We start from the raw sequence: 26,311 nt of genomic DNA, 5'->3' as shown, positions 1-26,311 counted from the left end.
ACATGGAAGCCAACTTGGTGGCCGCCAGAGGCAGCAATACCTCCGATTCGCCCAGGATTCCCCCCACAGGCGGCTGTGCAGCTACCCGGCTGACATGTCACCTACCCCGGGCACGCCGTCCTCGCGGGCATAGTGCTGGAGGATGGCGCCCTTTTGCGAGGAGTGAGCCGGCCCGAGGAGCCTGAGATTGGTGGGCACCACACCGTCAGCGAACACCTTTTTGCCGCTGCCCAGCAGGATGGGGTAGACCCAGAGCGTGAGCCGGTCAAACAGCTGCCCGGCGAATAGCGTCTGGACAAAGTCCATGCTGCCAATGACGTGGGTGTGCTCGTGGCGTTGGCGCAGTTCGGCAATCGCCGAGGCGGTATCCTCCCCCAGCTGGGTGGTGTTGGCCCACTTCGGGTCCAGCCTGCCGCGGGAGGCCACGTACTTTGGGATGCGGTTGAACAACTCAGCGATGCTCCCGTCTGGCCCCTCCTGCTGGTGTGGCCAGTAGGACGCGAAGATGTCGTAGGTGCGCCGGCCCAGCAGCAGGGCATCCATCCCCTTCATGCCCGCGTCGACGTCGTCGCCCACCTCCTGATCCATGAGCGGCGCCTGCCACCCGCCAAAAGCGAAGCCGCCCTCGGCGTCTTCCTCGGGCCCGCCGGGTGCCTGTGCCACGCCGTCGAGCGTGGTGAACAGGTCAATGTGAATGAGTCCCATGATTGCGCTCCGCTCTTGTGGCCCGCCGCCGCGGCGCCGGGATCACCTTCAAGGCTTACACAGAGCCGCAGGCGTGGCAATGGCTGGATCCAGACTCACTTCGGCAGTCAACGACGGCGTCGGCCTGCGAAGGTTGCGGCGACACCCTATGATCTGCCCCACATGTCCGTGGGTGCGGCGAGCCCGACGGGCTAAAGTTGATGGCGATGCCCGCCGGAGCGAGCCGCACAGCCATGGTTGGGCGGAACGGACCGGCGGTCCCAATACATCGCTCCCCTCACAGGTTTTGCAGGAAGAACTTCATGACGCTCGCTCGCCCCTTGGCCACCAGACTATTTCCGGCCGTCACGGCCCTGGCCACGGCCCTTGTCCTCGCTGGCTGCACGCCGGGAGGTTCGGCGTCGGACGCTGGCACCGATGCTGGCACTCCTGTGACCGGTGGAACCCTGGTCTATGCCTCCGGCGATGCCGAACCCAGCTGCCTGGACCCGCACGTTGGCGGCAACTACCCGCAGGCCCTCGTGGCCTCGCAATATCTGGAGACCTTGTACACCAAGGACGCAGATGGCAAGCTGATCCCTTGGTTGGCGGAGGATTCCACCGTTTCCGAGGATGGACTGACCCGGACGCTGAAGATCCGCGACGGTATCTCCTTCACCGACGGAACGAAGCTCGACGCTGCAGCCGTAAAGGCAAACTTTGAACACCTGTTGGATCCGGCCACGGCCTCTTCCACCGGATACCTGGCCTTGGGCAAGATCGCCTCCATGAATGCTGTGGATGCCAGCACTCTTGAGCTCAGGCTCAAGACGCCGGACAACTCCCTTCTCGAGTCCTTTTCCATGCCGTGGGTGGCCATTGAATCCCCCACGGCGCTGAAGCGTCCCCAAGTGGAAAACTGTGCCTCACCCGTCGGCACCGGACCCTTCAAGGTGGATTCTTGGAAGAAGCAGGATTCCGTTCAGCTGGTGCGCAACGATGGCTATGTCCTTCCCGATCCGAATGCTGTTCACGCAGGAACCGCCTACTTGGATGCCATCACGTGGCGATTCATCCCCGAGGCCGCAACCCGATACGCGGCGCTTGCCGCCGGGGAGGTTCAGATCATCGACAACGCCCAGCCGGACACGATCGCCGCAGCAGCCAAGACCTCCACGATCAAGCATCTGGACGCCCCCCGCCCCGGGGCCGCCAATCGTGTTGAGCTCAATTCCTCCAAGGCACCGTTCAACGATGTTAAGGTTCGGGAAGCGTTTATCCACGCCGTAAACGTGAACGCCAGCATTGATTCACTCTTCTTCGGTACCGCCAAGCGCTCCTACTCGCCCCTTTCCAGCGTTGAGCCGATGGCTTTTGGCGAAGAATCGCTCTTTGGCTACGATCCGGCCAAAGCCGGCGAACTGCTGGATGCCGCTGGCTGGACTGAACGTGACTCCGAGGGATACCGCGTCAAGGACGGCAAGCGGCTCTCGCTCACCTTCCCCGTCAGCACCAGTCAATCGATCCCTGCCGAGCAATCACTCTTTGAGCAGATGCAGGCCACGGCCAAGGAATCAGGGATTGAAATTAAGATCAACCTCCTGGATCTCTCCAGCTGGTACGGGGAACTGTTCCAGAACAACTACAACCTGGTCTCCGCCCCTTACACCAAAGTTGGACCGGGCGTCCTTTCAATCCTGTTCCACTCAGATTCCACGATTCCTGCTCCCTCGGGCTATTTTGCCAACCTCTCCCAGGTGAAGAACCCCGATCTTGATGCCTTGCTGGAGACCGCAGGATCCACCAAGGATGAGTCGGAGCGCAAAGACCTCTATGCCAAGGCTCAAAAGAAGGTCCTTGAGGGTTATTACCTGCTGCCGCTCTACAACCAGCAGAACCATTTCCTTTATTCAGAGAAGCTCAAAAATGTCGGAGCGACCACCGCGGTGGCCACACCAACATTCCTTGACGCTTGGCTGGCCAACTAGCTTAAGTTCACCAGATGCCCCTATCGATGAGCAGAACCGCACCGTCTCACTCCGAGCCGACCCGACTTGTGCGAATATCCATCCGTTGGATACTGGGCAAAATCTTGGGGGCATCTTTGTTCTGTGGGCAGTTGCCACAGCCATCTTCTTTGGCCTCCGCATGATTCCCGGGGATCCGGCCGAAGCGATCATGGGTGGACCGGGTTCCCAGGCCTCGCCCGAGGCCCTGGCAGCGGCCCGTGCCCAGTATGGTCTGGACCTGCCTTTGGCCGTCCAATATGTCCGTCAGATGGGGCAGCTGGCAACGGGAGATCTGGGCACATCGTATGCACTGAAAAGTCCCGTGGCGGAGGTTCTCGGTGAACTGCTTCCCGCAACGTTGATCCTCGCCGCGCTTGCCCTCCTGGTCGCGTGGGTCACGGCACTTGTCCTTGCTGTTTTGTCCTCCCGCGGCGGCGTGGTGGGTTCAGCATTGGCCTCAGGATTGGAAATCGCTTCTGCCGCCGTGCCACATTTCTGGCTCGCCAGCGTGTTGATCATGGTTTTTTCCTCCATGCTCGGCTGGCTTCCCCCTGTCAGCTCCAACTCCCCCGCCGGGCTGATACTGCCAGTCATTACTTTGGCATTGCCGTTGGCGGGATTCTTGGGCCAGGTCATGCGCGACACCATGGCCCAGGCCCAACGCTCGGAGTTTGCTCTGTCCGCCCGCGCCCGGGGCGAATCGGAGACGGGTGTTTTGTTGCGTCATTCATTGCGCCACGCGGCGCTGCCGGGCATTGCGCTTTCAGGCTGGGCTTTGGGGTCGCTGCTCTCCGGTGCAGTTGTTGTTGAGTCGATTTTTGCCCGCCCCGGCATCGGCCGGTCGTTACTCTCCGCCGTCACCTCCAGGGATATCCCGCTAGTTACCGGCGTGGCGCTGCTTTCTGCCACCGTCTACATCGTGATCATGGCCCTGTCCGATGTTCTCGAACGCATCGTCGACCCCCGGATTGGACGTTCATGAGCCTACGAGAATCGAGCCTGCCCGCAGGGGACCCGCTGCTGATGCCCCATGCAGCTCGGACGGCTCGCCCGGGCGCCACCGCATTCAAGCGATTTGCCTCGCGGATTCCACTGGTGGCATCCGCCGTCGTCCTTCTCTTTTTTATCATTGCTGCCATCGCCCCGAGCTTTCTGGCGCCTGTTGACCCGCTGGCCATCAACCCGGCAGATGCCTTCTCCGCCCCCGGTGGCGGGCACTTTCTGGGCACCGACGAATCCGGGCGCGATATCTACTCACGCATCGTTCACGGTTCACGGCCCTCCTTGCTCATTGGGGCGGCGGCCACAGCCACAGGGCTTGGATTGGCTTTGGTGCTGGGAACTATTGCCGGCTTTGGTGGCCGGTGGCTGGACTTTGGGATCGGTCGGATTCTAGAGGTTCTTTTTGCCCTGCCCGGCCTTCTTCTGGCCCTGATCTTTATTGCACTGGCTGGACCCGGCGTGACCACGACAGTCATAGCTGTGGGGTTGACCAGCGCGCCCGGCTATGCCCGGATGATCCGCGCGCAGATCATCGCGCTGCGTTCCTCATCCATGGTCGAGGCCGCCACGGTACTCGGACGGAGCCGCTTCCGCATTCTCACAGTTCACATCCTGCCCAACGCCCTCGCTCCCTTGGGGGTGCTTGCAACGCTGGGATTGGGCCAGGCGATTCTCTGGGCGGCTTCGCTGAGTTTCTTGGGTCTCGGAACACCGCCACCGGCACCAGAATGGGGCAGCATGCTCTCTGCCGGACGCACCTATCTTTCGTTGGCGTGGTGGATGACGTTTTTCCCCGGGCTGGCCATCGTGCTGGTGGCTGCGGCCTCCACGGTGCTCTCTAGATCATTGAAGTCAGGTGAGTCTCGATGAACATTTCTCCCATCCTGCAGGTGGAGGACCTCAACGTCTCCTTTGGCGGGACCAGCGTGGTTAGCGGCGTTTCCTTTACGGTGTACCCCGGTGAATGTTTGGCGCTGGTGGGTGAATCCGGCTCCGGCAAGTCAGTGACCGCGAGATCCCTTATGGGCCTGGCCGGGCCCGACTCGCGCGTGCACGTGGATACCCTGGACGTTGCCGGACACCATGCCAAGAACTATTCGCAACGAAGTTGGCGCGCCCTCCGCGGCAAGCACGTGGGGTTGATTCTGCAGGATGCGTTGACCTCCCTCGATCCGCTAAGAACCGTGGGCAAAGAAATCGACGACGCCCTGCGTCTGCACTCCTCAAGTTCCGGAGCGGAACGGGCCGCGCGTGTGATTGAACTACTCGAGGCCGTGGGACTCGATGACCCTGTCCGCAGGGCTGGCCAGCGATCCGGGGAACTCTCGGGTGGTATGCGTCAGCGGGCACTGATTGCTTCGGCCATCGCCATGAACCCTGCTCTCATCATTGCCGATGAACCCACCACTGCCCTGGATGCAACCATCGCGGCATCGGTCATGGGGCTCCTGGGTGACTTGCGTCAGGCGGGTTCGGGCATGCTGTTGATCAGCCACGATCTTGCAACGGTGGCCACAGTTGCCGATTCGATTGCGGTGATGAAGGACGGGCGCATCGTGGAGCGCGGCCCCCGTGAATTGATCCTGAATGATCCGCAACACCCGTACACTCGTGAGCTCTTGGCTGCCGTTCCGACAGGGAAACCACGCTTCACCCGGCTGTCCCCCGCCGCCAACGTCCCGGCCTCTTCGGGCCGCGAACCCGTTTCGACGGCTGCACCTAACGTTGGGCAGTCCGACGCCGTGCGGCCACTGCTGAGCGCCCGCGGAGTTTCCAAGACCTTCCCCTTGGGGAGATCCGGCCATTTCAAAGCTGTACGGGGTGTTGACTTTGCTCTCCTGCCGGGGCGCACCTTGGGGGTGGTGGGCGAGTCCGGATCCGGTAAAACCACCACTGCCCGGATGGCCTTGGGGCTGCTGACTCCGGACTCCGGCGTCGTGGAGCTTTTTGGCGAGCCCTGGAGCCACATTCCTGAACCGGCCCGTCGAAGCCGCCGCTCGGCGTTGGGCGCTATCTATCAAGACCCGCTTTCCTCCTTCGACCCCAGGCTTTCTGTGGGATCTCTCTTGGCTGACGCCTTGAGCTTTGGCGCAACGAGAAGCCAACGCGCCCACACTGTAGGTATTGCTGAGCTGCTGCAGCTGGTGGGGTTGGATGCCAGTTTGGCCGGCCGCAATCCCAACACACTCTCGGGTGGTCAACGTCAACGCCTGGCCATTGCCCGAGCGCTTGCCCCGAATCCAAAGATCCTGATCTGTGATGAGCCTGTCTCGGCATTGGATGTTTCCATTCAAGCGCAGGTCCTTGATCTCCTCGACGAACTTCAGCAACGCCTGGGGCTGAGCTACCTGTTTATCTCCCATGACCTGTCCGTCATCAGACATATGAGTGATGAGGTACTGGTGATGCGCGCGGGAGAAGTTGTTGAGGCCGGGGCAACGGAACAGGTGTTTACCGATCCGCAGCATCCGTACACCCGTTCCCTGTTGGCCGCCACACCAGTGCGGTGAGGATCACTGGGAAATAAGGGGCAACGCTCAGGAGAAACTGGGATGATTACAGGGCAGCTTTTACCGATGGAGAACACCTTGAACGCCCTGATCCAAAAATTCCTTGCCCTCTTTTCCGCCGCGCCCCGCCAGTTCCCCGAAATGCCTGAGGCACTTCCACGGAACAGCGAAATGCCCCTTGCCAGCGTGGCCTACCTGCGTGAGTTTGCTCAGCGGCTCGGGCTGGAGGTCGATGATTTGTCCCCCGCCGAACAAACCGAGCTGAAGGCACGCCTGGACCGATCCATGGACTTTAGGGAAGAAAACTATGGCGTCCTCTATCACGAGGTGTACGAGCTGGGACACGGCTATTCGCTGGCGGACGCCAGCCGGGTCAGCGCCCAGATCAGCGAGATCACCGCTGAGCCAGCCGCACGAGCTTTTCTGGATTACCGCGAAAACGCTGTAGCGGCCGAAGCCCTCATGGCTGCCGGTTCACTCCTGGAGCAGGAGGGTGACAGCGTGGCCGCCGAACGCCTCTTCAAGTTGGCTGAGGCTCGCCGCCATCGCAGCTCTTATTTGGAGTCCGGCCCGGCGGAAGCGCCGGCCCAAGTCGATACCCACGATGAAGAAGCCACTGAGGAATCCCTCTCGTAGCTTCCGAAGCACGTGCTCTTTGCCTGATTCCGTTGATCAGCACGGTCAATCCACACCGGAGGCGTTCGTGAGGCGTTCCTGCGAGGAGTTCTCCACCACGCTCTGCGACGTGCGGGAGCTGTACGGGATCGGCAGCGCCGCTCTGGGTGCTTAGATCCGCCAAGTCACGAATAGTGGCATCCACCGATCCCAGGAGCAGCCCAGGGAGCTAAACTAAATCCCGGCTAGGCATCAGAGGCGTTCTCAAACGTCTGGATGGATCGGCTGGCAAGTCGCGGAATAATCTGCAAGGCCCCAATCCGCTCGATGTGTTCATACTCGCGATGGGCCGCGAAACCAGCCGCATCGGTGTAGCGTTCGAGGATGACGATCTGCGTCGGATCCTCGACTCCTTGGTAGAAATCGTAAGCCATGTTGCCAGCCTCGGCTCGTGTGGCGACGGCCATCTCACCCAGCAATGCCATGACAGTGCTGACCTCTCCGGCCTTAACCGTGTAGCGGACAACAACCTGAAAAAATGTCTCTGCCATGAAAGCATTCCCTAGCTTCTGATGGGTGAAATCGGCGCATGCCAGATCAACATTAGCTTATGGCAACCGATTGCATCGAGGTTAGGGCTGACAGCGGCCGAGGCCGGGCACGACCCATCCGGGAAGGTCTCACCTGCTCACCTTTCGGGGAAATCACCGGCCTTCAGGCGTCCGTCACCTGGCGAAGGAGCCAGGGGCCACCGGAATCGAACCGCTGGCCCCCGCGCATCTCTGCTACCGAGGCGGCTTAGGGAATGGGGTTAGTGCCAGAATTCCCCCAGCCGTTCGGCAAGTGCTTTGCCTTGCTCGTAACCAGCCCTGGCGGCGGACGGACGCATCGACAGATCCATGGCGTTGGCCCCGAACATGTACTCGGCACTGGTGTCCGGGGAGATTGTTTCGACCCTGCTTCCGCCTGCGTCAAGTTCCTCGAGCTGCGCCGAGAGTTGCAGTCCCCAGGCCAAGGGCTGCAAAGACTTTCCGCCGAAGGGCGAAAGTAACAGCACCCGCTCAAAACCGGCGGCCAGGTCAGCGTTCTCGCCGGACCGTCGGTAGCCGCCATCGATGAAGGCGTTGTCCCCGATCCTGTAGGGGAGCCCGCTGGAGCAGCTCGCGGCAACGGCGTCCGCCAAGTCCACGCCGCTGTGGCGGTCGAACATCACAGGCTCACCCGTCGTGGCATCAACCGCCGTGATGACCACCTCCTGTTCGGGCCAGTCCTGGCAGGGCAGCCGGGCGGCCACTGTCGAGCGCCACCGAGTTGACCATGAGCCATCCAGCGCCGACTCCATCTCGAGCGCTGAAGCCCCCAACCTGTGCCGCATTTCAGCCGGGTTCTGGGCGGCAGCGATGATCTTTTTGATCCTCCCCAGATGATCCACTGGCAGGACCGGAGCCTGCCCCTTCTCGGTTCCAGGTGGCGCTTTTTGCGCCACGGAAACGGCGGCCAGGGTGTCGGCAAACAATTGGGTTGGGCTTGCCCCCGTTATCTGGGCTGCGGCTGTCGATCCAGCTGACGTTCCGATGATGAGATCGGCGCCCGTCACATCCACGCCTGTTTCGAAGAGGCCAGCAGTGACGCCGATCAACCAGGCGTTTCCTGTCGACCCTCCACCGCCGAGGACCAATGCGCGACCGCCGGCGGCGGCCAACGTCGTCGTGGCATTGAAGCGTGGCTGGTCCTGGAAGGAATCCGGGTGAATGGTGGCCGTCGCCAAGGTTATGTGCCGAGTTGAAAAAGGTATTGAATTCATGGGAGTCGCCTTTCGCGAATTGCCTGTTCGGGGCTCCCAGTGGCGACTGACTCAGTCGAGCGATTGCGGAGTGCAGGGAGCGCCCATTGCGGATACTGCGTTCATGGGTCTCACCTCCTGCTCGTCGATCACGATTGAGGAAAATCTATCACGCACGCGGAACGGCACACAAGCGTCCGCAACAACGGCACGGTGGGTGGCTACGTAACCCACCTGCCGGTTACACGGCCCGTGAGGAGATCGAATCTCCGCTAACGCCGGGTTTACCAGGCTCTTGACGTGATCCAGCTCACTGACCTACGTTGATTGTATACGATTTCATATCTCATCTAGAGGTCATCAACACCTTCCAGGAGCGTTCCGTGGAACAGGTCACCGCAGCCACCGTGAAGCAGGCGGGCAAGGTCATCGCCGTGCATTTGTCATACAAGTCACGGGCCGATCAACGAGGACGCACACCCGCCACGCCGTCGTACTTCTTGAAGGCTTCTTCCTCGCTGAGCCTGAGCGGTTCAGTGATCGAGCGACCGGCTGGATGTGAGTTACTTGCCTACGAGGGCGAGATTGCCCTGGTCATCGGCAGCGCAGCCCGGCGCGTTGGCGTGGAAGAGGCCTGGCAGTATGTTGGTTACGTCACTTCCAGTAATGACCTAGGTGTGTACGACCTCAAATACGCCGACAAGGGCTCCAACGTTCGGTCCAAGTCGGGCGACGGCTTCACCCCGTTTGGCCCGGCTCTCATCCCAGCGGCGGGGCTCGACCCTGCTGCCCTGCGGGTCCGTACCTGGCTCAACGGTGAGCTCGTTCAGGACGACTCTTCTGCCGGGCTGATCTTCTCCTTCAGCCAGATCGTGGCTGACCTGTCCCAGTTGATGACCCTGGAACCTGGAGACGTGATCCTCACAGGCACTCCCGCCGGTTCTTCGGTTGCCGTTCCCGGTGATGTCCTCGAAGTTGAGGTGGACTCCCCCGGCACCGGTCAATGCACCGGCCGGCTCCGGACGGTCGTTGTTCAAGGTGCCGCGGAAATGGCGGACTTTGGCAGCAGGCCCAGGATTACCGACAACGAAAGGGAGGACGCTTGGGGTTCGGCCGAAGCAGCGGGCCTGGCTCCGAAGGGCCTCAGTGCAGAGCTCAAACGCAAGTTGACCAGCGTGGGGACGGCCACCCTCAGCGCCCAGTTGCGCCAGCGCGGCCTGAACAACGTCAGCATCGATGGGCTCAAGTGCACACGCCCGGAGGTGCGGATCGCCGGCACGGCCCGCACCCTTCGGTACGTACCCAACCGGGAGGACCTGTTCAAGACCCACGGCGGCGGTTACAACGCCCAAAAGCGCATCATCAACACCCTCAACGAAGGCGACGTGCTGGTCATGGAGGCCCGAGGCGAGCCGGGTACGGGGACGGTTGGCGACATTCTGGCCCTGCGCGCCCAAATCAAGGGGGCCGCGGCCATTGTGACCGACGGCGGTGTTCGCGATGTAGCGGCCGTTGCGGCCCTGGACATGCCCACCTTCTTCACCGGCGCCCACCCGGCCGTTTTGGGCCGCAAGCACATTCCCTGGGACACGGATCTGACCATTTCCTGCGGTGGCGCCACCGTTCAACCCGGCGACATCATTGTCGGCGACGCCGACGGCGTACTGGTGATCCCGCCGTCGTTGGTGCAGGAGGTGGCCGACGCCGCCATCGCCCAGGAGCACGAAGAACGGTTCATCGCGCAGATGGTGACCGAGGGTCACAGCGTTGAGGGCCTGTACCCGATGAACGCGATGTGGCAGGCGAAGTTCGCCGAGTGGGTCATGGCCCATCCGAACCCGGCGGCGCAGCTGTGACCGCCCAGGAAACAGGCAGTAAGTCGGAGCGTGCCTACAGTGCCATCAAGGAAAAGATTCTCGGTGGCGAGTTCAACCCCGGGCACCGGCTGGTCCTTGCCAGGCTGGCCGACGACCTGGGTTTCAGCGTGGTGCCGGTACGCGAAGCCATCCGCCGTCTCGAGGCAGAGAATTTCGTCAAGTTTGAACGAAATGTCGGGGCCACAGTAGCTGGAATCGACCCGAAGGAATATCTCTACACGATGCAAGCCCTCAGCATCGTAGAGGGTGCCGCCACAGGGCTGTCCACACCGCTAATCACGGCCGCCGACATTCGCCGAGCCCGTGAGATCAACGCCGCCATGCGTCAATGCCTGCAGAATTTTGACCCGGTCCACTTCACGGCCCTGAACCTGGAATTCCACCGTGTGTTGTTTGAAAAATGTCCCAATCCGCACCTTCTCGAGCTGGTTCACCGCGGCTGGAACCGGCTAAAGGCCCTTCGTGCCTCCACGTTTAGCTATGTCCCGGGACGTGCCCGGGATTCCGTCGCTGAACACGAACAGCTCCTGCAGCTTCTGGAAGGCGGAGCCCCACCCGAGGACGTTGAACGTGCCGCGCGCGCACACCGCGCAGCCACAATCGATGCCTACTTGGCACGAAAAACGCCCGAACCACCTGAAGAAAGGACGCTTCCCAATGGCTGAGCACTACCTTCCGGAGCACCTGCCCACCAACATTCAGCACTACATCGATGGGAAATTTGTCGACTCCGCCGGCGGCGAAACCTTCGACGTGCTGGACCCGGTCACCAACTGCAATTATGCAACGGCCGCCGCCGGACAAAAGGCCGACGTCGACCTCGCCGTAGCAGCCGCCAGCAAGGCGTTCACCGACGGCCCATGGCCCCGACTGACGCCGCGCGAGCGTGCCCGCGTACTGAACAAGATCGCCGACGCCGTCGAAGCCCAAGAAGTCCGGCTGGCCGAACTGGAATCGTTCGACTCCGGCCTTCCGATCACCCAGGCACGCGGTCAAGCACTTCGGGCGGCGGAGAATTTCCGCTTCTTCGCGGACTTGATCGTGGCCCAGTTCGACGATGCCATGAAGGTTCCCGGCTCCCAGATCAACTATGTGAACCGCAAGCCGATCGGCGTGGCCGGGCTCATAACACCCTGGAACACGCCATTTATGCTCGAATCCTGGAAGCTGGCCCCCGCGCTGGCCTCCGGCTGCACAGTGGTGCTCAAGCCGGCCGAGTTTACGCCACTCTCCGCCTCGCTCTGGGCCGCGATCTTCGAAGCGGCCGGACTCCCCCGGGGAGTGTTCAACCTGGTCAACGGCCTCGGTGAGGAAGCCGGTGACGCGCTGGTCAAGCACCCTGATGTCCCGCTCATTTCGTTCACCGGCGAGACCACCACAGGCCAAACCATCTTCCGCAATGCCGCCACCAGTCTCAAGGGCCTGTCCATGGAACTGGGCGGCAAAAGTCCCTGTGTTGTCTTTGCCGACGCCGACCTTGACGCCGCGGTCGACTCCGCACTATTCGGCGTCTTCTCGCTCAATGGCGAACGCTGTACGGCCGGCTCCCGCATCCTTGTAGAGCGGGGAATCTACGATGAATTTTGTGAAAAGTTTGCTGCCCGGGCCAAGAATATTCTGGTGGGTGACCCCCACGATCCCGCCACAGAGGTGGGCGCCCTGGTTCACCCCGAGCACTATGCCAAGGTCATGTCCTATGTGGAGATCGGGAAGACCGAGGGCCGCCTGCTGGCTGGCGGCGGCCGCCCGGAGGGCCTGGCGACGGGAAATTATGTTGCCCCGACGGTTTTCGCCGATGTTGCGCCCTCGGCCCGCATTTTTCAGGAGGAGATCTTCGGCCCCGTTGTGGCCATCACACCTTTTGAGAACGACGACGAAGCGCTGGCTTTGGCGAACGGCGTCAAGTACGGCCTTGCCGCCTACATCTGGACGAACAACCTGACCCGCGCGCACAACTTCGCCCACAATGTGGAGGCCGGCATGGTGTGGCTGAACAGTCACAATGTCCGGGACCTCCGCACCCCTTTCGGCGGGGTCAAGGCCTCCGGCCTTGGACATGAGGGCGGCTTTCGCTCGATCGATTTTTACACGGACCAGCAAGCCGTTCACATCACGCTCGGAACGGTCCACACTCCCAAATTTGGCGCCTCAAGCGCTACGTAACCACCCACTCAACGAGGAGTGCCCCTTGACAGACTTCATCCCCACCCCGAGCGTCCCGGCTCCGGACATTGTTCGCAGCGCCTACTTGGAACTGGTGGTCACCGACCTCGCCAGGTCACGCGCGTTCTACGTCGAGGTACTCGGGCTGCACGTGACCTGCGAGGACGAGACCACGATCTACCTGCGTTCCCTCGAGGAGTTTATCCATCACAACTTGGTGCTGCGCAAGGGACCCGTGGCCGCGATTGCCGTTGCCGCTTTTCGCGTGAAATCCTCCGCCGAAGTGGACGCCGCCGAAGCATATTACAAGGAGCTGGGATGCCGCACGGAGCGGCGCAGGGAAGGCTTCGTCAAGGGCATCGGCGACGCCGTCCGGGTGGAAGACCCGCTGGGCTTTCCCTACGAGTTCTTCTACGAAACCACGCACGTGGAGCGGCTCACCCAGCGGTATGACCTGTACACCGCCGGTGAACTGGTCCGCCTGGACCACTTCAACCAAGTCACCCCCGATGTGCCCCGCGGCCGCAAATATCTCGAGGATCTGGGCTTCCGCGTCTCAGAAGACATCAAGGACTCCGCCGGCATGACCTACGCAGTCTGGATGCACCGGAAGCAGACTGTTCACGACACCGCCCTGACCGGTGGTGACGGACCCCGCATGCACCACGTGGCTTTTGCCACCCACGAGAAGCACAACATCATCCAAATCTGCGACAAGATGGGTGCCCTGCGCATCTCCGACCGGATCGAACGCGGCCCGGGCCGCCACGGTGTTTCAAATGCCTTCTACCTGTACATCCTTGACCCGGACGACCACCGGATCGAGATCTACACGCAGGATTACTACACCGGGGACCCGGACAACCCCACCATCACCTGGGACGTCCATGACAACCAACGCCGCGACTGGTGGGGCAACCCCGTAGTCCCGTCCTGGTACACCGAAGCCTCCCTGGTCCTGGACCTGGACGGCAACCCGCAGCCCATCACTGTGCGCACCGAATCCTCCGAAATGGCTGTCACGGTGGGCGCCGATGGGTTTTCCTACACCCGAGAACCCGGCGAGGAACGGGGCTTCAAAATGGGCAACCAACTTTAGGCCTCAGATGCCATCGCCACAGGGCTCTCGGCGTTCGAAAATAGGAGACACATCATGCTTGACGACGAAACGATTGCACGCATAGCCGACGAACTCGTTGAGGCTGGGCGAAGCAGAGTTCCGGTGCCTCGGCTGACGGCGCGGTATCCAGAGATGACGGTGGAGGATTCCTACCGGGTGCAGGCGCTGTGGCGTCGGCGCGGTGAGGCGTCCGGGCGGGTGCTCGGTGGGCACAAGATCGGCCTGACTTCCAAGGCCATGCAGGACGCCACGGGTATCACGGAGCCGGACTACGGGATTATTTTCAAGGACGTGATTCTCGAAAACGGCTGCACTGTGGCCTGGAAGCAGTACTCGCATCCGCGGATCGAGGTGGAGCTGGCGTTCCTGCTTAATGACGATCTCAGCGGCCCGGATGCCACCATCTTCGATGTTTTGCGCGCCACGGAGTACGTGGTGCCGGCGCTGGAAATCCTGGATTCACGGATCGAGATGGAGGGCCGGACCATCGTGGACACCATCAGTGACAATGCCGCCATGGGCGCAATGGTGGTGGGTGGAACGCCCGTGAAGCCCGACGCCCTGGATCTGCGTTGGGTCTCGGCCATACTGTTCAAGAACCAAACGATCGAAGAGACCGGCGTCGCTGCGGGCGTGCTGAACCACCCGGCCCAGGGCGTGGCCTGGCTCGCCAACAAGATTGCTCCGCACGGCGACTCACTCAGAGCCGGCGAGCTCATCCTGGCGGGCTCCTTCACCCGCCCCATGTGGGTCAATGAAGGGGACACGGTTTTTGCGGACTACGGAAAGCTGGGGACCATCACATGTCAGTTCGTGTAACTCCGGATCCGTCACTCAAGGACTCCTTGGCAGCGGCCCAGCGGCCGCTGGCCGGCATGTGGGTGTGCTCCGGCAGCCCGCTCGTGGCGGAGATCTGCGCGGGCGCCGGGCTTGACTGGCTGCTCCTCGACGCCGAACACAGCCCCAACGGTCTCGAGAGCATCCTCGCACAGCTCCAGGCCGTCAACGGCTACCCGGTGACGGCCGTGGTTCGCCCACCAACCAACGACACCGTACTTATCAAGCAATACCTTGACCTTGGTGCGCAGTCGCTGCTGATCCCCATGGTCAACACGGCCGAGGACGCCACTGCAGCCGTGGCCGCCGCGCACTACCCACCACAGGGCGTGCGAGGCGTGGGCTCCGCCCTGGCCCGTTCCGCCCGGTGGAACCGTATCCCTGACTACCTCTCCCGCGCCGCCGAAACCATCACGATGATTGTTCAGATCGAATCGACCCAGGCCGTGGAAAACGTGGAAGCGATTCTGGCTGTTGACGGGATCGACGCCATCTTCCTGGGCCCATCAGATCTGGCCGCATCGTTGGGTGTACTGGGTCAGCAGGAACACCCCAAGGTGGTGGCCGCCGTCGAGCTTTGCATCAAGGCAGCCAAAGCAGCCGGCAAACCCGTGGGTGTCAACGCCTTTGCCGAGGCCACGGCCCGCCACTACCTGGGCATCGGCGTCGACTTCATCCTGGTCGGCGCAGACGTCGCACTGTTGGCACGGGGCAGCGAAACACTGGCAACCAAATTCGTGCCAGCCGAGGAGATCAACGGAGACCTGACCATCCGCTGAACAGGAAATGGCACGGCCCACAGTTATCCCACCCATCCAAAACTGCGATGGCTCCGAATGTAGTAGTAACGCGCTCGAGCGGTTCAAGGCTCGCAGCGCAGGAAACGTGACGACTACACCAGGAGATGAATTATGCAGAAGTCAATCAAGACCTTTGGAACGCTCACCATTGCAACAGGCATGGTCATTGGCGCACTGGCCGCCGGGGCGGTACCTGCGAGCGCAGCAACCACCATCACCAACCCCGACGCATCCGCATCCGCATCCGCTCCAGAGTCGGCGGTCAACTTTCCCGCGATCTCTTTCCTCAATGGCACTCTCATCTCAGGCCCGCTACTGAACGCCCCGCTCATCAACGGCCCGCTCGTTTCCGTCCCATTCGGCCCCTTCCAATTGGGCCAGTTTCAGTAACGGCACGGAACCGCAGCACTCCCCCCGGCGCATTGCCGGACCACCGCCATTGTGAGAAGGACCATGCCACAGCATCCTAATTTCCAGTCTTCGCCCCCCACCGGAGCCCACCGTGCACTTACTACCGCTCAGCGCGGTATTTGGTATGCCCAAAATCTTGACCCGGAAAATTCGATGTACCAGATCGCCCAGTTTGTGGACATCACCGGCGACGTTGACGCCCGCCTGTTGGGCACCGCTGTCCGGATGGCCATTGCTGAGACGGATGCATTGAATGTTCTCTTCACCGAGGATGACGACGGTCCATACCAGGTGACCGAGCTGTCGTCGGTGGAACTGGCTGTGACCGATCTACGTGGATTGCAGGGTGGCGCCGGAACCCCCGAGGCGCACGCACGTGCAGCGATGGACAAGGATCTCGCCACGGCTCGCGATGTGGCGCTAGAGCCACTGCTGCGGGTGGAATTGTTCCAGCTCACTGACAGCCGGTTCTTCTTCTACCAACGAGTCCACCACCTGATGCTGGATGGCTATTCTGCCGTTTTGGTGCTCAAACGCATAGCCCTGCTCTACAACGAGATGCTGGAAAGCTTCTCCGTCCCTGCGGCTTCAACCCCCTTCCCGTCACTGGATGTGCTGCTAGCGGAAGAGTCGAGTTATCTGGGTTCCCGCCAAGCTGCCCTCGACAAAGATTTTTGGGAACGGTCCGTGGCGGAACCACCGGCTGGCTTGGTTGGGCGGCCCAGCCGCAATGCCTCTGCGCTTGTTCGTCTCACTGCCGAACTCCCCCAAGAGGTTGTCCACAGACTGGCCGATGGCGCCGCCAGTGCCCCCGCCGTCATTCTTGCCACGGCGGCCCTCTATCTGCACAAGATGACCGCCGAACGGCACATCACCCTGGCGCTGCCGGTCACGGCCCGGCGCGGCTCGCTGGCGAAGTCAGTACCGTCGATGCTGTCGAACATCGTCCCTGTCCGATTTGAGCTCAACCCCCACGACACAGTCGAAGGTACCGTCATGATGGCTGGTGGAGCACTGCGCAACGCACTGATTCACCAGCGCTTCCGCCAGGAAGGCTTGCCTGGACGCCCAAGCTATATCGGGCCATCGGTGAACATTCTGCCCATCATTGATGACATCGTCTTCGGTGCCTCGGCCGGGACCATGCATGTGCTCTCCACTGGCCCCATCGATGACCTCTCGATCATCATCCACGGCCTGCGGCAGGACCAAAAGAGGGGGGATGCGATTCCCGTTACGATCCAGTTCGAGGCGAATGCCGACCTCTACACTCGAGAGACGGTCCGGGATCACCTGTACCGCTTCATCCTGCTACTTGACCGCGTGACCGGCGCCGAGAATGCCACGGTTGCCAATCTCACAGTCACCACGTCCGAAGAGGATCTGGAGCTGCTGGCTATGGGCGGGGCCGAGTCCCTAAGCCTCCCGTCTCACACAATTGTCGAAGAATTCGAGGCGCATGCGGCCCACACACCCCATGCCCATGCACTGGTGGCCGGGGACGGGCGCCTCAGCTTCATGGAACTCGACCAGCAATCCAACCAATTGGCCCATTTCCTGCGGAGCCGCGGTGCCGGGCCCGGCACCAATGTGGCCGTTCGACTTGAGCGCAGCACGCACTTGGGCGTAGCCATCCTCGGCATCCTGAAGTCGGGCGCCGCCTATGTCCCGATCGATCCGGATTATCCTGCGGGCCGTGTACGCGGCATGCTCGAAGACGCCGAGCCGATTTTGCTGCTGACCGCAGCCGGGCTGAACGACTCGCAATCAACTCGACACATCGCGAACCCCTGCCCAGAGGTGGTGCTTGATGGAGAGCCCATGTCTGCAGCGCTGGCCAGGCTCCCCCGGCACCGTTTGGAGAACGTGGCCGGGGGCAGAATGACCTGGCGTATATCATCTTCACTTCGGGTTCCACCGGCCGCCCCAAGGCCGTGGGCGTGGAACATCGAGCCCTTCTAAACCTGTACACCTCCCACCGTGAGGACATCTTCCGCCCCGCCGAGGCAAGGCTCGGGCGCACCCTGCGCGTGGCGCACACCGCCGGACTATCCTTCGATGCTTCATGGGACCCGATCTTGTGGCTTATAGCCGGGCACGAACTTCATCTGGTGGACGACCTCACCCGCCGTGACCCACAGGCCCTGGCAAGCTATCTGACCGAGCGCCGGATCGACAGCATCGAGACCACGCCGTCGTTCGCCAAGGTTCTACTGGCCGAAGGGCTGTTCGACGCCGAGTTCCACCCGTCCGTGGTGGCGTTGGGAGGTGAGGCGGTGGACCCCAGCCTGTGGGGAATGTTGGCACAGGCCAAGGGTGTCACCGCCTACAATTTCTACGGCCCGACCGAAACCACCGTGGACAGCATGACGGCCGTCATGGAACCCGGATCCACCCCACATCTGGGCTCGTCGGTGGCCAACAGCCGCCACTACATTTTGGACTCGGGGCTGAATCCGGTTCCCAGTAGCGCCATAGGTGAGCTTTATGTGGCTGGTCACAACGTAGCCCGAGGCTATCTTGACCAGCCGCAGCTCAGCTCCGAACGATTCATCGCCGATCCGTTTGCCTCCGATGGTTCTCGCATGTACCGCACCGGCGATGTTGTTCGGCGTCTGGCCAATACCGGAGTCGAATTTCTCGGCCGGATCGACCAGCAGGTCAAGATCAGGGGATTCCGGATCGAACCGGCAGAAATCGAAGGAGCCTTACGCGCCACCGACGGCGTAGACCTTGCCGCCGTCGTCGTCGCTAAAAACAGGGCGGGCTACGATCAGCTGCTGGCCTACATCACCGGCATGGACGGGATGGACACGGCCGCTATCCGGGCTGACCTGCGTCACAGCCTGCCGGACTACATGATCCCCTCGGCCATCGTGCATATTCACCAGATCCCCCTAACCCCCAACGGCAAGCTGGACATCAAGGCGCTGCCGGAGCCGGAGACCGCCAGCATCACGCAGGCACCTCGCACCGACGCAGAACGGACCGTGGCAGCTGCATTCTCGGAAGTGCTGGGTTTGGACAGGGTTGGTCGCGATGATGACTTCTTTGAGCTCGGCGGCCATTCCCTGCTGGCAACCCGCCTGGTTGCGGTGCTCCGGTCACGAATCGGATCCGCACCCGCACTGCGCACGATCTTTGAATCGCCAACAGTGGCCGGAATCGCCGGGACCTTGGACGCACCCGCACCGCAACGGCACCCACTTGCCCGCCAGGACCGGCCCAACCCGCTGCCGCTTTCCTTCGCCCAGCGCCGCCTCTGGTTCCTGAACCGCTTCGACCCATCTTCCGGCGCCTACAACATTCCCATTGTGCTGAACTTGTCCGGGCCGTTGGACGTGGCTGCGCTCGAACACGCAATCAACGATGTCGTGGCACGCCACGAAAGCCTGCGCACCGTCTTTACCTTTGCCAATGGTGAACCGGAACAACTCATCCTGGCGCCGGAGGACGCTGCAGTCCCTCTTGCGGCAGTGCAGACCTCCCGGGAGCACCTTGACCACGCAGTGCGTGCCACATCGGGCCGTGGCTTCGAACTCACCAACGAATTGCCGCTGCGTGCCGCACTATTCCAGCTCGGCGCCCGTGAACATGTGTTGTTGTTGACCCTGCACCACATCGCCGCCGACGGCTGGTCGCTTGCCCCGCTAGCACGCGACCTGTCCAAGGCATACTCGGCCCGCACCAACAATGCGCCGCCGGAATTCACCCCGCTACCGGTCCAATATGCCGACTACGCCCTCTGGCAGCGTGAAGAACTGGGCAGTGAAGACGAACCACAGAGCCCGCTCGCCCGCCAGCTTGCCTTCTGGAAGGCAGAACTGGATGGATCTCCTGAGGAGCTGTCCCTGCCTTTCGACCATGCCCGTGGTACCCGAACGGACAAATGGGCCGCAGACGCCGTCCCCGTGACTATCGACGGTCCCACCCATGAGAAACTCTCTGCCCTTGCCAGGGACCACAACGCCAGCCTCTTCATGGTGCTGCAGGCCGCCTTCGCGGCCCTCCTCACCAAGCTCGGGGCAGGGACCGATATTCCACTCGGCACACCTGTGGCCGGCCGTCCGGACACAGCACTGGATGAGCTCGTTGGATTCTTTGTCAACACATTGGTGCTGCGCACCAACACCTCAAACAACCCCACGGCAGGGGAGTTGATCGACGCAGTCAGGTTCACCAACCTGCGCGCCTACGCCAATCAAGACGCCCCGTTTGAACGGGTCGTGGAGGAACTCAACCCCGCCCGATCCCAGCAGCGCCACCCCCTCTTCCAAGTTATGCTCAGCCTCGCCAACTCAGCACCGGAGCAGCTCTCCATGGCAGGACTGGAGGTCGTCGCGGACAGGACAGCAGAGCCCGGGGGCGCCAAATTTGATTTGCTCCTCGATTTGGCTGAAAACGGGCCAGGATTGGGGATGACCGGCTCTTTGGGGTTTGACCCTGCTCTCTTTGAACCCGCAACTGCTGCCCTGATCGCTGCCAGGTTCAAGCACATGGTGGAACAGTTTGTGGCCCATCCGCACACTCCTCTCTCCCGCCTGCAGGTGACGACCCGCCAGGAGGCAGCACAGATACGTGAGCTGGGAAGCGGGCCACTCTCAGAGAACGGGAGCGCCACCATACCGACCGAATTCGCGGCCACCGCAGCGCGCCGTCCCGGCCGAACAGCAGTCAGCGACGGGCATACCACTTTGACCTTTGCCGAGCTGCATGCCGCCGTCGAATTGCTGTCAGCGGGCTTGGCCGCCGCCGGTGTGTGCGCCGGCGACCGCGTAGCCGTTGCACTTCCTCGAGGCAATGACGTCGTTTGTGCTGCCCTCGCCGTGCTCCGCACCGGGGCCGTCTATGTGCCCGTGGACCTGAGCTACCCGTCCGAAAGAATCGGGCTGATCCTGGACGACAGCGCACCACGGCTCACCATTGCCGCCGGAAACCTGGAAGAACTGCTGGCCGCCGGGACGCTGGGAAACCACCCGGTTGCCCTAACCGGCATTGCCCCTGCCCACCCGGCCTACGTGATCTACACTTCCGGCTCCACCGGCACTCCCAAGGGTGTGGAGGTCACTCACGGCGCCCTGGCCAACCTGTTCCTGCATCACAGGCACACGATGGTCGCCGACACCTTCGGCAACGGAGACGGCGAGGGTACAGCCGTCGCCCACATCGCCGGCTTGGGATTCGATGCCGCTTGGGATCCGATGCTCTGGCTCGTCGCCGGTGCCACGTTGCACATGGTGCCCGATCACATTCGCACTGATGCCCAGGCCTTGGTCGCGTTCTGTATGGCCAATGGCATTACCGTGCTGGAAAGCACCCCGTCTTATATCAGTGCCCTGCTGGAATCCGGCCTTCTGGATATCCCACGGAGCACACAGCTGGTGCTGGCCCTGGGAGGTGAAAGTGTCCCGGCTGGACTGTGGCGCGAACTTGCCGGCAACGACCAAGTCACCGCCTACAACTTCTACGGTCCAACCGAGTTCACTGTTGACTCGGTACTTACCCGCATCAGCGGCACCCTTCCCCGCATTGGCCGTGCCATCCGCAACGTGGAAAGCTACGTCCTTGACGATTTCCTGTCACCCGTACCGCACGGTGTCACCGGGGAGCTCTATCTGGCCGGGGCCGGAATGGCCACCGGATACGTCAACCGAGCCGCCGAGACTGCCAACCGCTTCGTCGCCAATCCATACGGCGACGGCGCCAGGATGTACCGCACCGGTGATCTGGTACGGCGCCTTCCCGGCGGAGAGCTGCAATTTGTGGCCCGCGCCGATGACCAACTCAAGATCCGAGGTTTCCGGGTGGAACCGGGTGAGATTGAGAGCGTGTTGGCCCGCCACGAGCAAGTACACCGTGCCGCCGTCATGGTCGAGTCCGGCGCCACCGAGCGCATCATCGGCTACTACGTCGGCACTGCGGATCCGGCAGATCTGCGTGACTTTGCCGCCGCGCGCCTACCCGAGTACATGATGCCCAAAGCACTGGTCCCATTGGCCGAGATCCCGCTGACCCCTCATGGAAAGCTGGACAAGCGCGCCCTGCCGGCTCCTGCCACCTCCAACCCAGGCTCCAGAGTCCCCTCCACGGCACGAGAGGAAAAAATGTGCGCCGTCTTTGGCACAGTGCTGGGCGCGGACGATGTGCGGATGGACGACGATTTCTTTAGCCTGGGCGGCCATTCCTTGTTGGCCGTTGCGTTGGTTGCGGCCCTCCGCGAGGCATTCGGCGCAGAACTGCCGCTGCGCACCATCTTCGAGTCCCCTACCCCCTCAGCCCTCTTGGCGACCTTGGGGTCCAGCCCTGCCAAGGGCCCCAAGAGCACCGGTCGGGCGGCCCGCCAGCCTGTGGATGCATGGATGCGCTCCACCAAGGGCAATCGGCCGGATCGAATTTCCCTCTCCTACGCCCAATCCCGCTTGTGGTTCCTCAACCAGCTGGACCCGGGCTCAGCCGACTACAACATCGTCCTCGCCGTCCGGCTTACCGGTGCCCTGAATCCGGAGGCACTCTCCCTGGCCCTCGATGACCTGGTGGCACGCCATGAAGTCCTGCGCACCAGCTACCCCGCTACCGAAGGAACTCCCGAACAGGTGATCCATCCGGCTTGCACAGTGTCAAAGCTGCTGGAGTTCAAGGACGCCGGAGCCCATGGCGAGTTGCCACGCCTACAAGCCGAGGGGGCATCACGCGGCTTCGACCTGGTGCATGAGCTGCCCCTGCGCGCCGCACTGATTCGCCTCGACGATGACGAATGGGTGCTCCAGCTGGTGATCCACCATATTGCCAGCGATGGCGCATCTCTGGCACCCCTGGCACGGGACATCTCCACCGCCTACTCGGCTCGATGCTGTGGGGCCAGCCCCCTCCAGCGCCCCTTGGGGCTGCAATATGCGGACTTCGCCCTATGGCAACGGCAATTGTTGGAAGGCACTTCGGAATCCACCGTGGAATCCATTGCGACTGTGCCCGGCGAAGCTGTCCCTGGACGAGGAACCGATGAACCCGCACCTGCGCTGGAGGCCAAGTTGCGTGCTTGGCAGGATGCCCTGGCCGGTGCTCCGCCCGAACTGACCCTGCCAGATGCCGGTTCACGCTCCTCCGGTGCCCGTCAGCCCGGCGGTCAGCAATCCTTCACCCTTGGCGCCGAAACCGCCACCGCCCTGACAGCTTTGGCCGGGGCCCAAAACGCCAGCCTGTTCATGGCCCTGCACGCACTATTGGGCGGTTTCCTCGCCAGGATGGGGGCCGGGAACGATCTGGTGATCGGTTCACCGACGGCCGGACGAACGGATCCGGCCCTGACGGAATTGATCGGCTTTTTCGTCAATACCATCCCGATCCGCCTGGATGCCTCCGGCAACCCCACCTTCCGCGAACTGCTCGCCACCGCACGGATCAGCGTCTTGGACTCCTTTGACAAGGACGATGTGCCCTTCGAACGGCTTGTCGAAGCGCTGAACCCGCCACGTCAACTGGGAAGGCACCCAGTTTTCCAGACCATGCTGGCCGTGGAGACCATGGATCGCGCCGTCGTCGAACTTCCTGGCGTTCAGGTCTTGCCCGAACCGGAGACAGCCACCGGGGAGGCAAAGTTTGATTTGTCCTTCACTTTCCGCGAACTAGGCCCCGAGCTGGGCCTGACCGCCACCTTGGCCTATAACTCCGCCATGTTCACCGGCGACGCGATCACTACCCTCATTGCTCGCCTGGAGACATTTATTCGCTTGGCCGTGCAGTCCCCGGACCTGCCCCTTTCCCGCATGGACGTCCAGTCCCCAGCGGAAACCGCAGCTCTGGCCGCCACTACTGCCGGTGCCATCATGCGCCCAGCCCCGAGCGTACTGGAGGTCTTTGCCAAAACGGTTGCCAGGACGCCAGAGCAAACGGCCGTGACGTGCGGCGCGGACTCGCTGTCCTTTGCCGCCCTCGACGCAGCTACCGCCACTCTGGCCGGCACCCTTCAAGGACAGGGCGTAGTGGCCGGAGACCTGGTATCCGTGTACCTGCCGAGGTCGGTAGACACCGTGGTGGCGGCCCTCGGCGTACTGCGCGCCGGGGCGGTCTACAATCCCATAGACGCCGACTACCCTGCCGAGCGGGTGACGGCCATTCTGGAAGACGCCCGACCCGCTGCCGTTGTCACTACGGCAGGCCTGGAAACGGCACTTGATGCGAGCCTGACGGCTGCCAGCCTAGCCCACACCGATCTGCTCCGAATGGAGCAACTTCCCTCCGCGGTGCCGGTGGACTTGCCGGAGCCGACAGCGTCAGAACTTGCTTATGTCATGTTCACCTCCGGCTCCACGGGTCGGCCCAAGGGCGTGGAAATCAGCCACGGCGCCTTGGCCAATTTGCTGGCCTCGCACCAAGAGACTCTCTTTCCCGACGCCACTGAGCTGACCGCCCGGGTGCAGGTTCGCGTGGCTCACACAACCGGCGTCGGCTTTGACGCCTCGTGGGACCCGATTCTGTGGATGGTGGATGGCCATGAACTGCACCTCATCACCGATGAGGTCCGCCTGGATCCCCAGCGGCTTGCAGGCTACTTCGCTGAACACGGCATTGGTGCTTGGGAGACCACTCCCGGCTATGTGCGCCAGCTGCTTGCCGAACCCGCCTTTTCCTCGATGCTTCGAGAACGCGAAGGCGCCGGCGGGCCCACACTGACGCTGGCTCTGGGCGGCGAGGCCTTCGACGCCGGACTCTGGGAGGAGCTGTCTTCGATGGGGACGGTTCAGGCCTGGAACCTCTACGGCCCCACGGAAGCGACAGTCGATTCGCTACTTGCCCCCGTGGGCGCCTCAGGACATCCGGTTCTTGGCTCGCCGGCCCGCAATTCACGAGCCTACGTCTTGGACGATTCCCTGCAGCACGTCCCTGCCGGAGTCATCGGCGAACTGTACTTGGCCGGCGCCCAGCTGGGCCGCGGCTATCGTGGACGGACCGACCTGACCAGCGAACGATTTATTGCCGACCCGTTCGGTGCATCGGGCGAGCGGATGTACCGCACGGGTGACCTGGTCACCAGAAGCGCCTCCGGCGAAGTCCTTTTCCATGGCCGCAACGACCAGCAGGTCAAGATTCGCGGTTTCCGAGTGGAGCTCGGCGAGGTGGAACGGGCCCTGCGAGACGTGCCCGGCGTCGAGGCTGCCGTGGCCCTGGTCCGTGACACAACACTGGATCCGGCACACTCGGATACCAGCCGGCTATTGGCTTATGTGGTGGCTGAGGGGGAAATTGAGCAGAAAACCGCTGACGCAGCTCAGCTACCGGAGCGCGCCCGCGCACAGCTGCAGAAGGTGTTGCCCGGCTATATGGTCCCGGCCGTCGTCGTCGTCATAGCTCACATCCCCTTAACAACCAACGGGAAGGTGGACTTTGCGATTCTGCCCGATCCGGCCTGGCAGGAGCGCAGTGCGGGCAGGGCTCCCAGGACTCCTTGGGAGACCACAGTTTCCGCAATCTTCGCGCAGGTGCTCGGTCTTCCACAGGTCGGCATCGACGAGTCATTCTTTGAACTGGGCGGGCATTCCTTCTTGGCACAGCCGCTGGTCAGTAGGATCAACGACGCATTGGGTACCGAGCTGCCCGTCCAATCGCTGTTTCGCTCCCCAAGCGTGGAACAGTTGTTGGCCGAAGCGTCCAAGGGTGCCACGGAAAACGTGGCCGACAGCCTTCGACAGCTACTGCCATTACGCACCACCGGCAGCAAGGCTCCGCTCTTTGCCGTGCATCCGGCCACCGGGGTCAGTTGGGGCTTCGCTGCCATGCTGCGGCACCTGGACAAGGAACGGCCTCTGTACGGACTGCAGATGCCGGGCATGCTCCCAGGTGTAGACGGTCAGCTACGGGCAAAAACGCTCACCGAGCTTGCTGATGACTACATTGACCAGATACGCCAAGTGCAGCCAGAAGGTCCGTACCACCTGATCGGCTGGTCATTTGGTGGCAATCTGGTCCACCACCTGGCCACACGGCTCCAAGAATTGGGCCACCACGTGGCATTCCTGGCCATCCTTGATGCCTTCCCGACACGGCAGGAAAACAATGCCGACGTTGGCACAGGCCCTGCATTGTGGCAAAACTACTTGTACGCCGCCGGATTCCCTGTGCGGGCGGATGAGGCAGCAAGTCTGGACGGCCCCCGGGTCTTGGAGGTACTGCGAGAGAATCACAACGCCTTGGGCAGCATTCCGCTGGCGTCACTGAATGCCATGGTGGAAAACTTTCCCGTCTTGGCCCGCATGATCCGCGAGGCCCAGGTGCAGCGATTCGACGGGGATCTCTACATCTTCCGGGCCACCGACGGCGTCCCGGAAGGGTCGCCGGACTCAGCAACATGGACGCCGTATGTCAGCGGCCAGATTCACGACACCCCTGTGCCAGCCAGACACTCGGACATGCTCAGTGAAGGTGCCTTGACTCACATCTTGCCGGTTCTGGCAATCCGGTTGGGCGAGGGCACCGAATAGCTGTTAACGGTTGGAGCCCGGCATG

General features: G+C 62.4%; 17 protein-coding genes. 14 read left to right on the top strand and 3 right to left on the bottom strand.

Annotated elements, in window-relative coordinates:
- Nucleotides 1-81 precede the first annotated feature (81 nt).
- Nucleotides 82-705, bottom strand: coding sequence for a dihydrofolate reductase family protein (locus tag BLV41_RS06145; RefSeq protein ID WP_074711015.1), 624 nt, complete (start codon nt 703-705; stop codon nt 82-84).
- Nucleotides 706-1,007: 302 nt separating this feature from the next.
- Between BLV41_RS06145 and BLV41_RS06140 the strand changes: the two genes are divergently transcribed.
- The 5 genes from BLV41_RS06140 to BLV41_RS06120 all read left to right on the top strand — a co-directional run bounded on the left by BLV41_RS06140 (nt 1,008) and on the right by BLV41_RS06120 (nt 6,841).
- Nucleotides 1,008-2,672, top strand: a complete 1,665-nt coding sequence (locus BLV41_RS06140; RefSeq protein ID WP_074711014.1) for an ABC transporter substrate-binding protein — start codon at nt 1,008-1,010, stop codon at nt 2,670-2,672.
- A gap of 85 nt (nt 2,673-2,757) precedes the next feature.
- Nucleotides 2,758-3,675: an ABC transporter permease gene (locus tag BLV41_RS06135; RefSeq protein WP_244516761.1), complete on the top strand. Its 918-nt coding sequence runs from the start codon at nt 2,758-2,760 to the stop codon at nt 3,673-3,675.
- Nucleotides 3,672-4,565: an ABC transporter permease gene (locus BLV41_RS06130; RefSeq protein ID WP_074711013.1), complete on the top strand. Its 894-nt coding sequence runs from the start codon at nt 3,672-3,674 to the stop codon at nt 4,563-4,565. The genes BLV41_RS06135 and BLV41_RS06130 overlap by 4 nt, the downstream gene beginning before the upstream one ends.
- Entirely contained in the window at nt 4,562-6,205 is a 1,644-nt protein-coding gene (locus tag BLV41_RS06125) for a dipeptide ABC transporter ATP-binding protein (protein ID WP_074711012.1), read from the top strand. Before BLV41_RS06130 ends, BLV41_RS06125 begins: the two co-directional genes overlap by 4 nt.
- 66 nt (nt 6,206-6,271) lie before the next feature.
- Nucleotides 6,272-6,841, top strand: coding sequence for a hypothetical protein (locus BLV41_RS06120; protein WP_074711011.1), 570 nt, complete (start codon nt 6,272-6,274; stop codon nt 6,839-6,841).
- Nucleotides 6,842-7,065: 224 nt separating this feature from the next.
- On the opposite strand, the gene BLV41_RS06115 is transcribed toward BLV41_RS06120, so the two are convergent.
- Nucleotides 7,066-7,371, bottom strand: a complete 306-nt coding sequence (locus BLV41_RS06115) for a putative quinol monooxygenase (protein WP_074711010.1) — start codon at nt 7,369-7,371, stop codon at nt 7,066-7,068.
- 260 nt (nt 7,372-7,631) lie between these two features.
- Complete coding sequence (locus tag BLV41_RS06110) at nt 7,632-8,624, bottom strand: patatin-like phospholipase family protein (RefSeq protein WP_244516759.1); 993 nt, start codon at nt 8,622-8,624, stop codon at nt 7,632-7,634.
- A gap of 362 nt (nt 8,625-8,986) precedes the next feature.
- Between BLV41_RS06110 and BLV41_RS06100 the strand changes: the two genes are divergently transcribed.
- The 9 genes from BLV41_RS06100 (at nt 8,987) to BLV41_RS06060 (ending at nt 26,286) form a co-directional block, all read left to right on the top strand.
- A complete protein-coding gene (locus BLV41_RS06100) occupies nt 8,987-10,459 on the top strand; it encodes a fumarylacetoacetate hydrolase family protein (RefSeq protein ID WP_074711008.1) in 1,473 nt (490 codons plus the stop codon).
- Nucleotides 10,456-11,145: a GntR family transcriptional regulator gene (locus tag BLV41_RS06095; protein ID WP_074713137.1), complete on the top strand. Its 690-nt coding sequence runs from the start codon at nt 10,456-10,458 to the stop codon at nt 11,143-11,145. The genes BLV41_RS06100 and BLV41_RS06095 overlap by 4 nt, the downstream gene beginning before the upstream one ends.
- Nucleotides 11,138-12,643: a 5-carboxymethyl-2-hydroxymuconate semialdehyde dehydrogenase gene (hpaE, locus tag BLV41_RS06090; protein WP_074711007.1), complete on the top strand. Its 1,506-nt coding sequence runs from the start codon at nt 11,138-11,140 to the stop codon at nt 12,641-12,643. The genes BLV41_RS06095 and hpaE overlap by 8 nt, the downstream gene beginning before the upstream one ends.
- A 25-nt stretch (nt 12,644-12,668) precedes the next feature.
- A complete protein-coding gene (gene hpaD, locus BLV41_RS06085) occupies nt 12,669-13,742 on the top strand; it encodes a 3,4-dihydroxyphenylacetate 2,3-dioxygenase (RefSeq protein WP_074711006.1) in 1,074 nt (357 codons plus the stop codon).
- Between the two features lie 54 nt (nt 13,743-13,796).
- Nucleotides 13,797-14,582: a 2-oxo-hept-4-ene-1,7-dioate hydratase gene (gene hpaH, locus BLV41_RS06080; protein WP_074711005.1), complete on the top strand. Its 786-nt coding sequence runs from the start codon at nt 13,797-13,799 to the stop codon at nt 14,580-14,582.
- Complete coding sequence (locus BLV41_RS06075) at nt 14,567-15,379, top strand: HpcH/HpaI aldolase family protein (RefSeq protein WP_170835433.1); 813 nt, start codon at nt 14,567-14,569, stop codon at nt 15,377-15,379. Before hpaH ends, BLV41_RS06075 begins: the two co-directional genes overlap by 16 nt.
- A gap of 132 nt (nt 15,380-15,511) precedes the next feature.
- Nucleotides 15,512-15,790, top strand: a complete 279-nt coding sequence (locus BLV41_RS06070; protein WP_074711004.1) for a hypothetical protein — start codon at nt 15,512-15,514, stop codon at nt 15,788-15,790.
- Between the two features lie 63 nt (nt 15,791-15,853).
- Complete coding sequence (locus BLV41_RS22440) at nt 15,854-17,773, top strand: condensation domain-containing protein (protein WP_074711003.1); 1,920 nt, start codon at nt 15,854-15,856, stop codon at nt 17,771-17,773.
- Nucleotides 17,746-26,286, top strand: a complete 8,541-nt coding sequence (locus BLV41_RS06060) for a non-ribosomal peptide synthetase (protein WP_074711002.1) — start codon at nt 17,746-17,748, stop codon at nt 26,284-26,286. Before BLV41_RS22440 ends, BLV41_RS06060 begins: the two co-directional genes overlap by 28 nt.
- Nucleotides 26,287-26,311: the final 25 nt, after the last annotated feature.

Origin of the sequence: Arthrobacter alpinus, from assembly GCF_900105965.1 — a bacterium.
GTDB classification, from domain to species: domain Bacteria; phylum Actinomycetota; class Actinomycetes; order Actinomycetales; family Micrococcaceae; genus Specibacter; species Specibacter alpinus.
The sequence above is the reverse complement of the archived record's forward strand: the minus strand, read 5'-3'. Positions and strand labels throughout refer to the sequence as shown.

Coding starts and splice junctions, on each gene's coding strand:
- BLV41_RS06145 (WP_074711015.1), bottom strand. CDS start 705: ATGGGACTCATTCACATTGACCTGTTCACCACGCTCGACGGCGTGGCA.
- BLV41_RS06140 (WP_074711014.1), top strand. CDS start 1,008: ATGACGCTCGCTCGCCCCTTGGCCACCAGACTATTTCCGGCCGTCACG.
- BLV41_RS06130 (WP_074711013.1), top strand. CDS start 3,672: ATGAGCCTACGAGAATCGAGCCTGCCCGCAGGGGACCCGCTGCTGATG.
- BLV41_RS06125 (WP_074711012.1), top strand. CDS start 4,562: ATGAACATTTCTCCCATCCTGCAGGTGGAGGACCTCAACGTCTCCTTT.
- BLV41_RS06120 (WP_074711011.1), top strand. CDS start 6,272: ATGGAGAACACCTTGAACGCCCTGATCCAAAAATTCCTTGCCCTCTTT.
- BLV41_RS06115 (WP_074711010.1), bottom strand. CDS start 7,371: ATGGCAGAGACATTTTTTCAGGTTGTTGTCCGCTACACGGTTAAGGCC.
- BLV41_RS06110 (WP_244516759.1), bottom strand. CDS start 8,624: ATGAATTCAATACCTTTTTCAACTCGGCACATAACCTTGGCGACGGCC.
- hpaE (WP_074711007.1), top strand. CDS start 11,138: ATGGCTGAGCACTACCTTCCGGAGCACCTGCCCACCAACATTCAGCAC.
- hpaH (WP_074711005.1), top strand. CDS start 13,797: ATGCTTGACGACGAAACGATTGCACGCATAGCCGACGAACTCGTTGAG.
- BLV41_RS06075 (WP_170835433.1), top strand. CDS start 14,567: ATGTCAGTTCGTGTAACTCCGGATCCGTCACTCAAGGACTCCTTGGCA.
- BLV41_RS06070 (WP_074711004.1), top strand. CDS start 15,512: ATGCAGAAGTCAATCAAGACCTTTGGAACGCTCACCATTGCAACAGGC.
- BLV41_RS22440 (WP_074711003.1), top strand. CDS start 15,854: ATGCCACAGCATCCTAATTTCCAGTCTTCGCCCCCCACCGGAGCCCAC.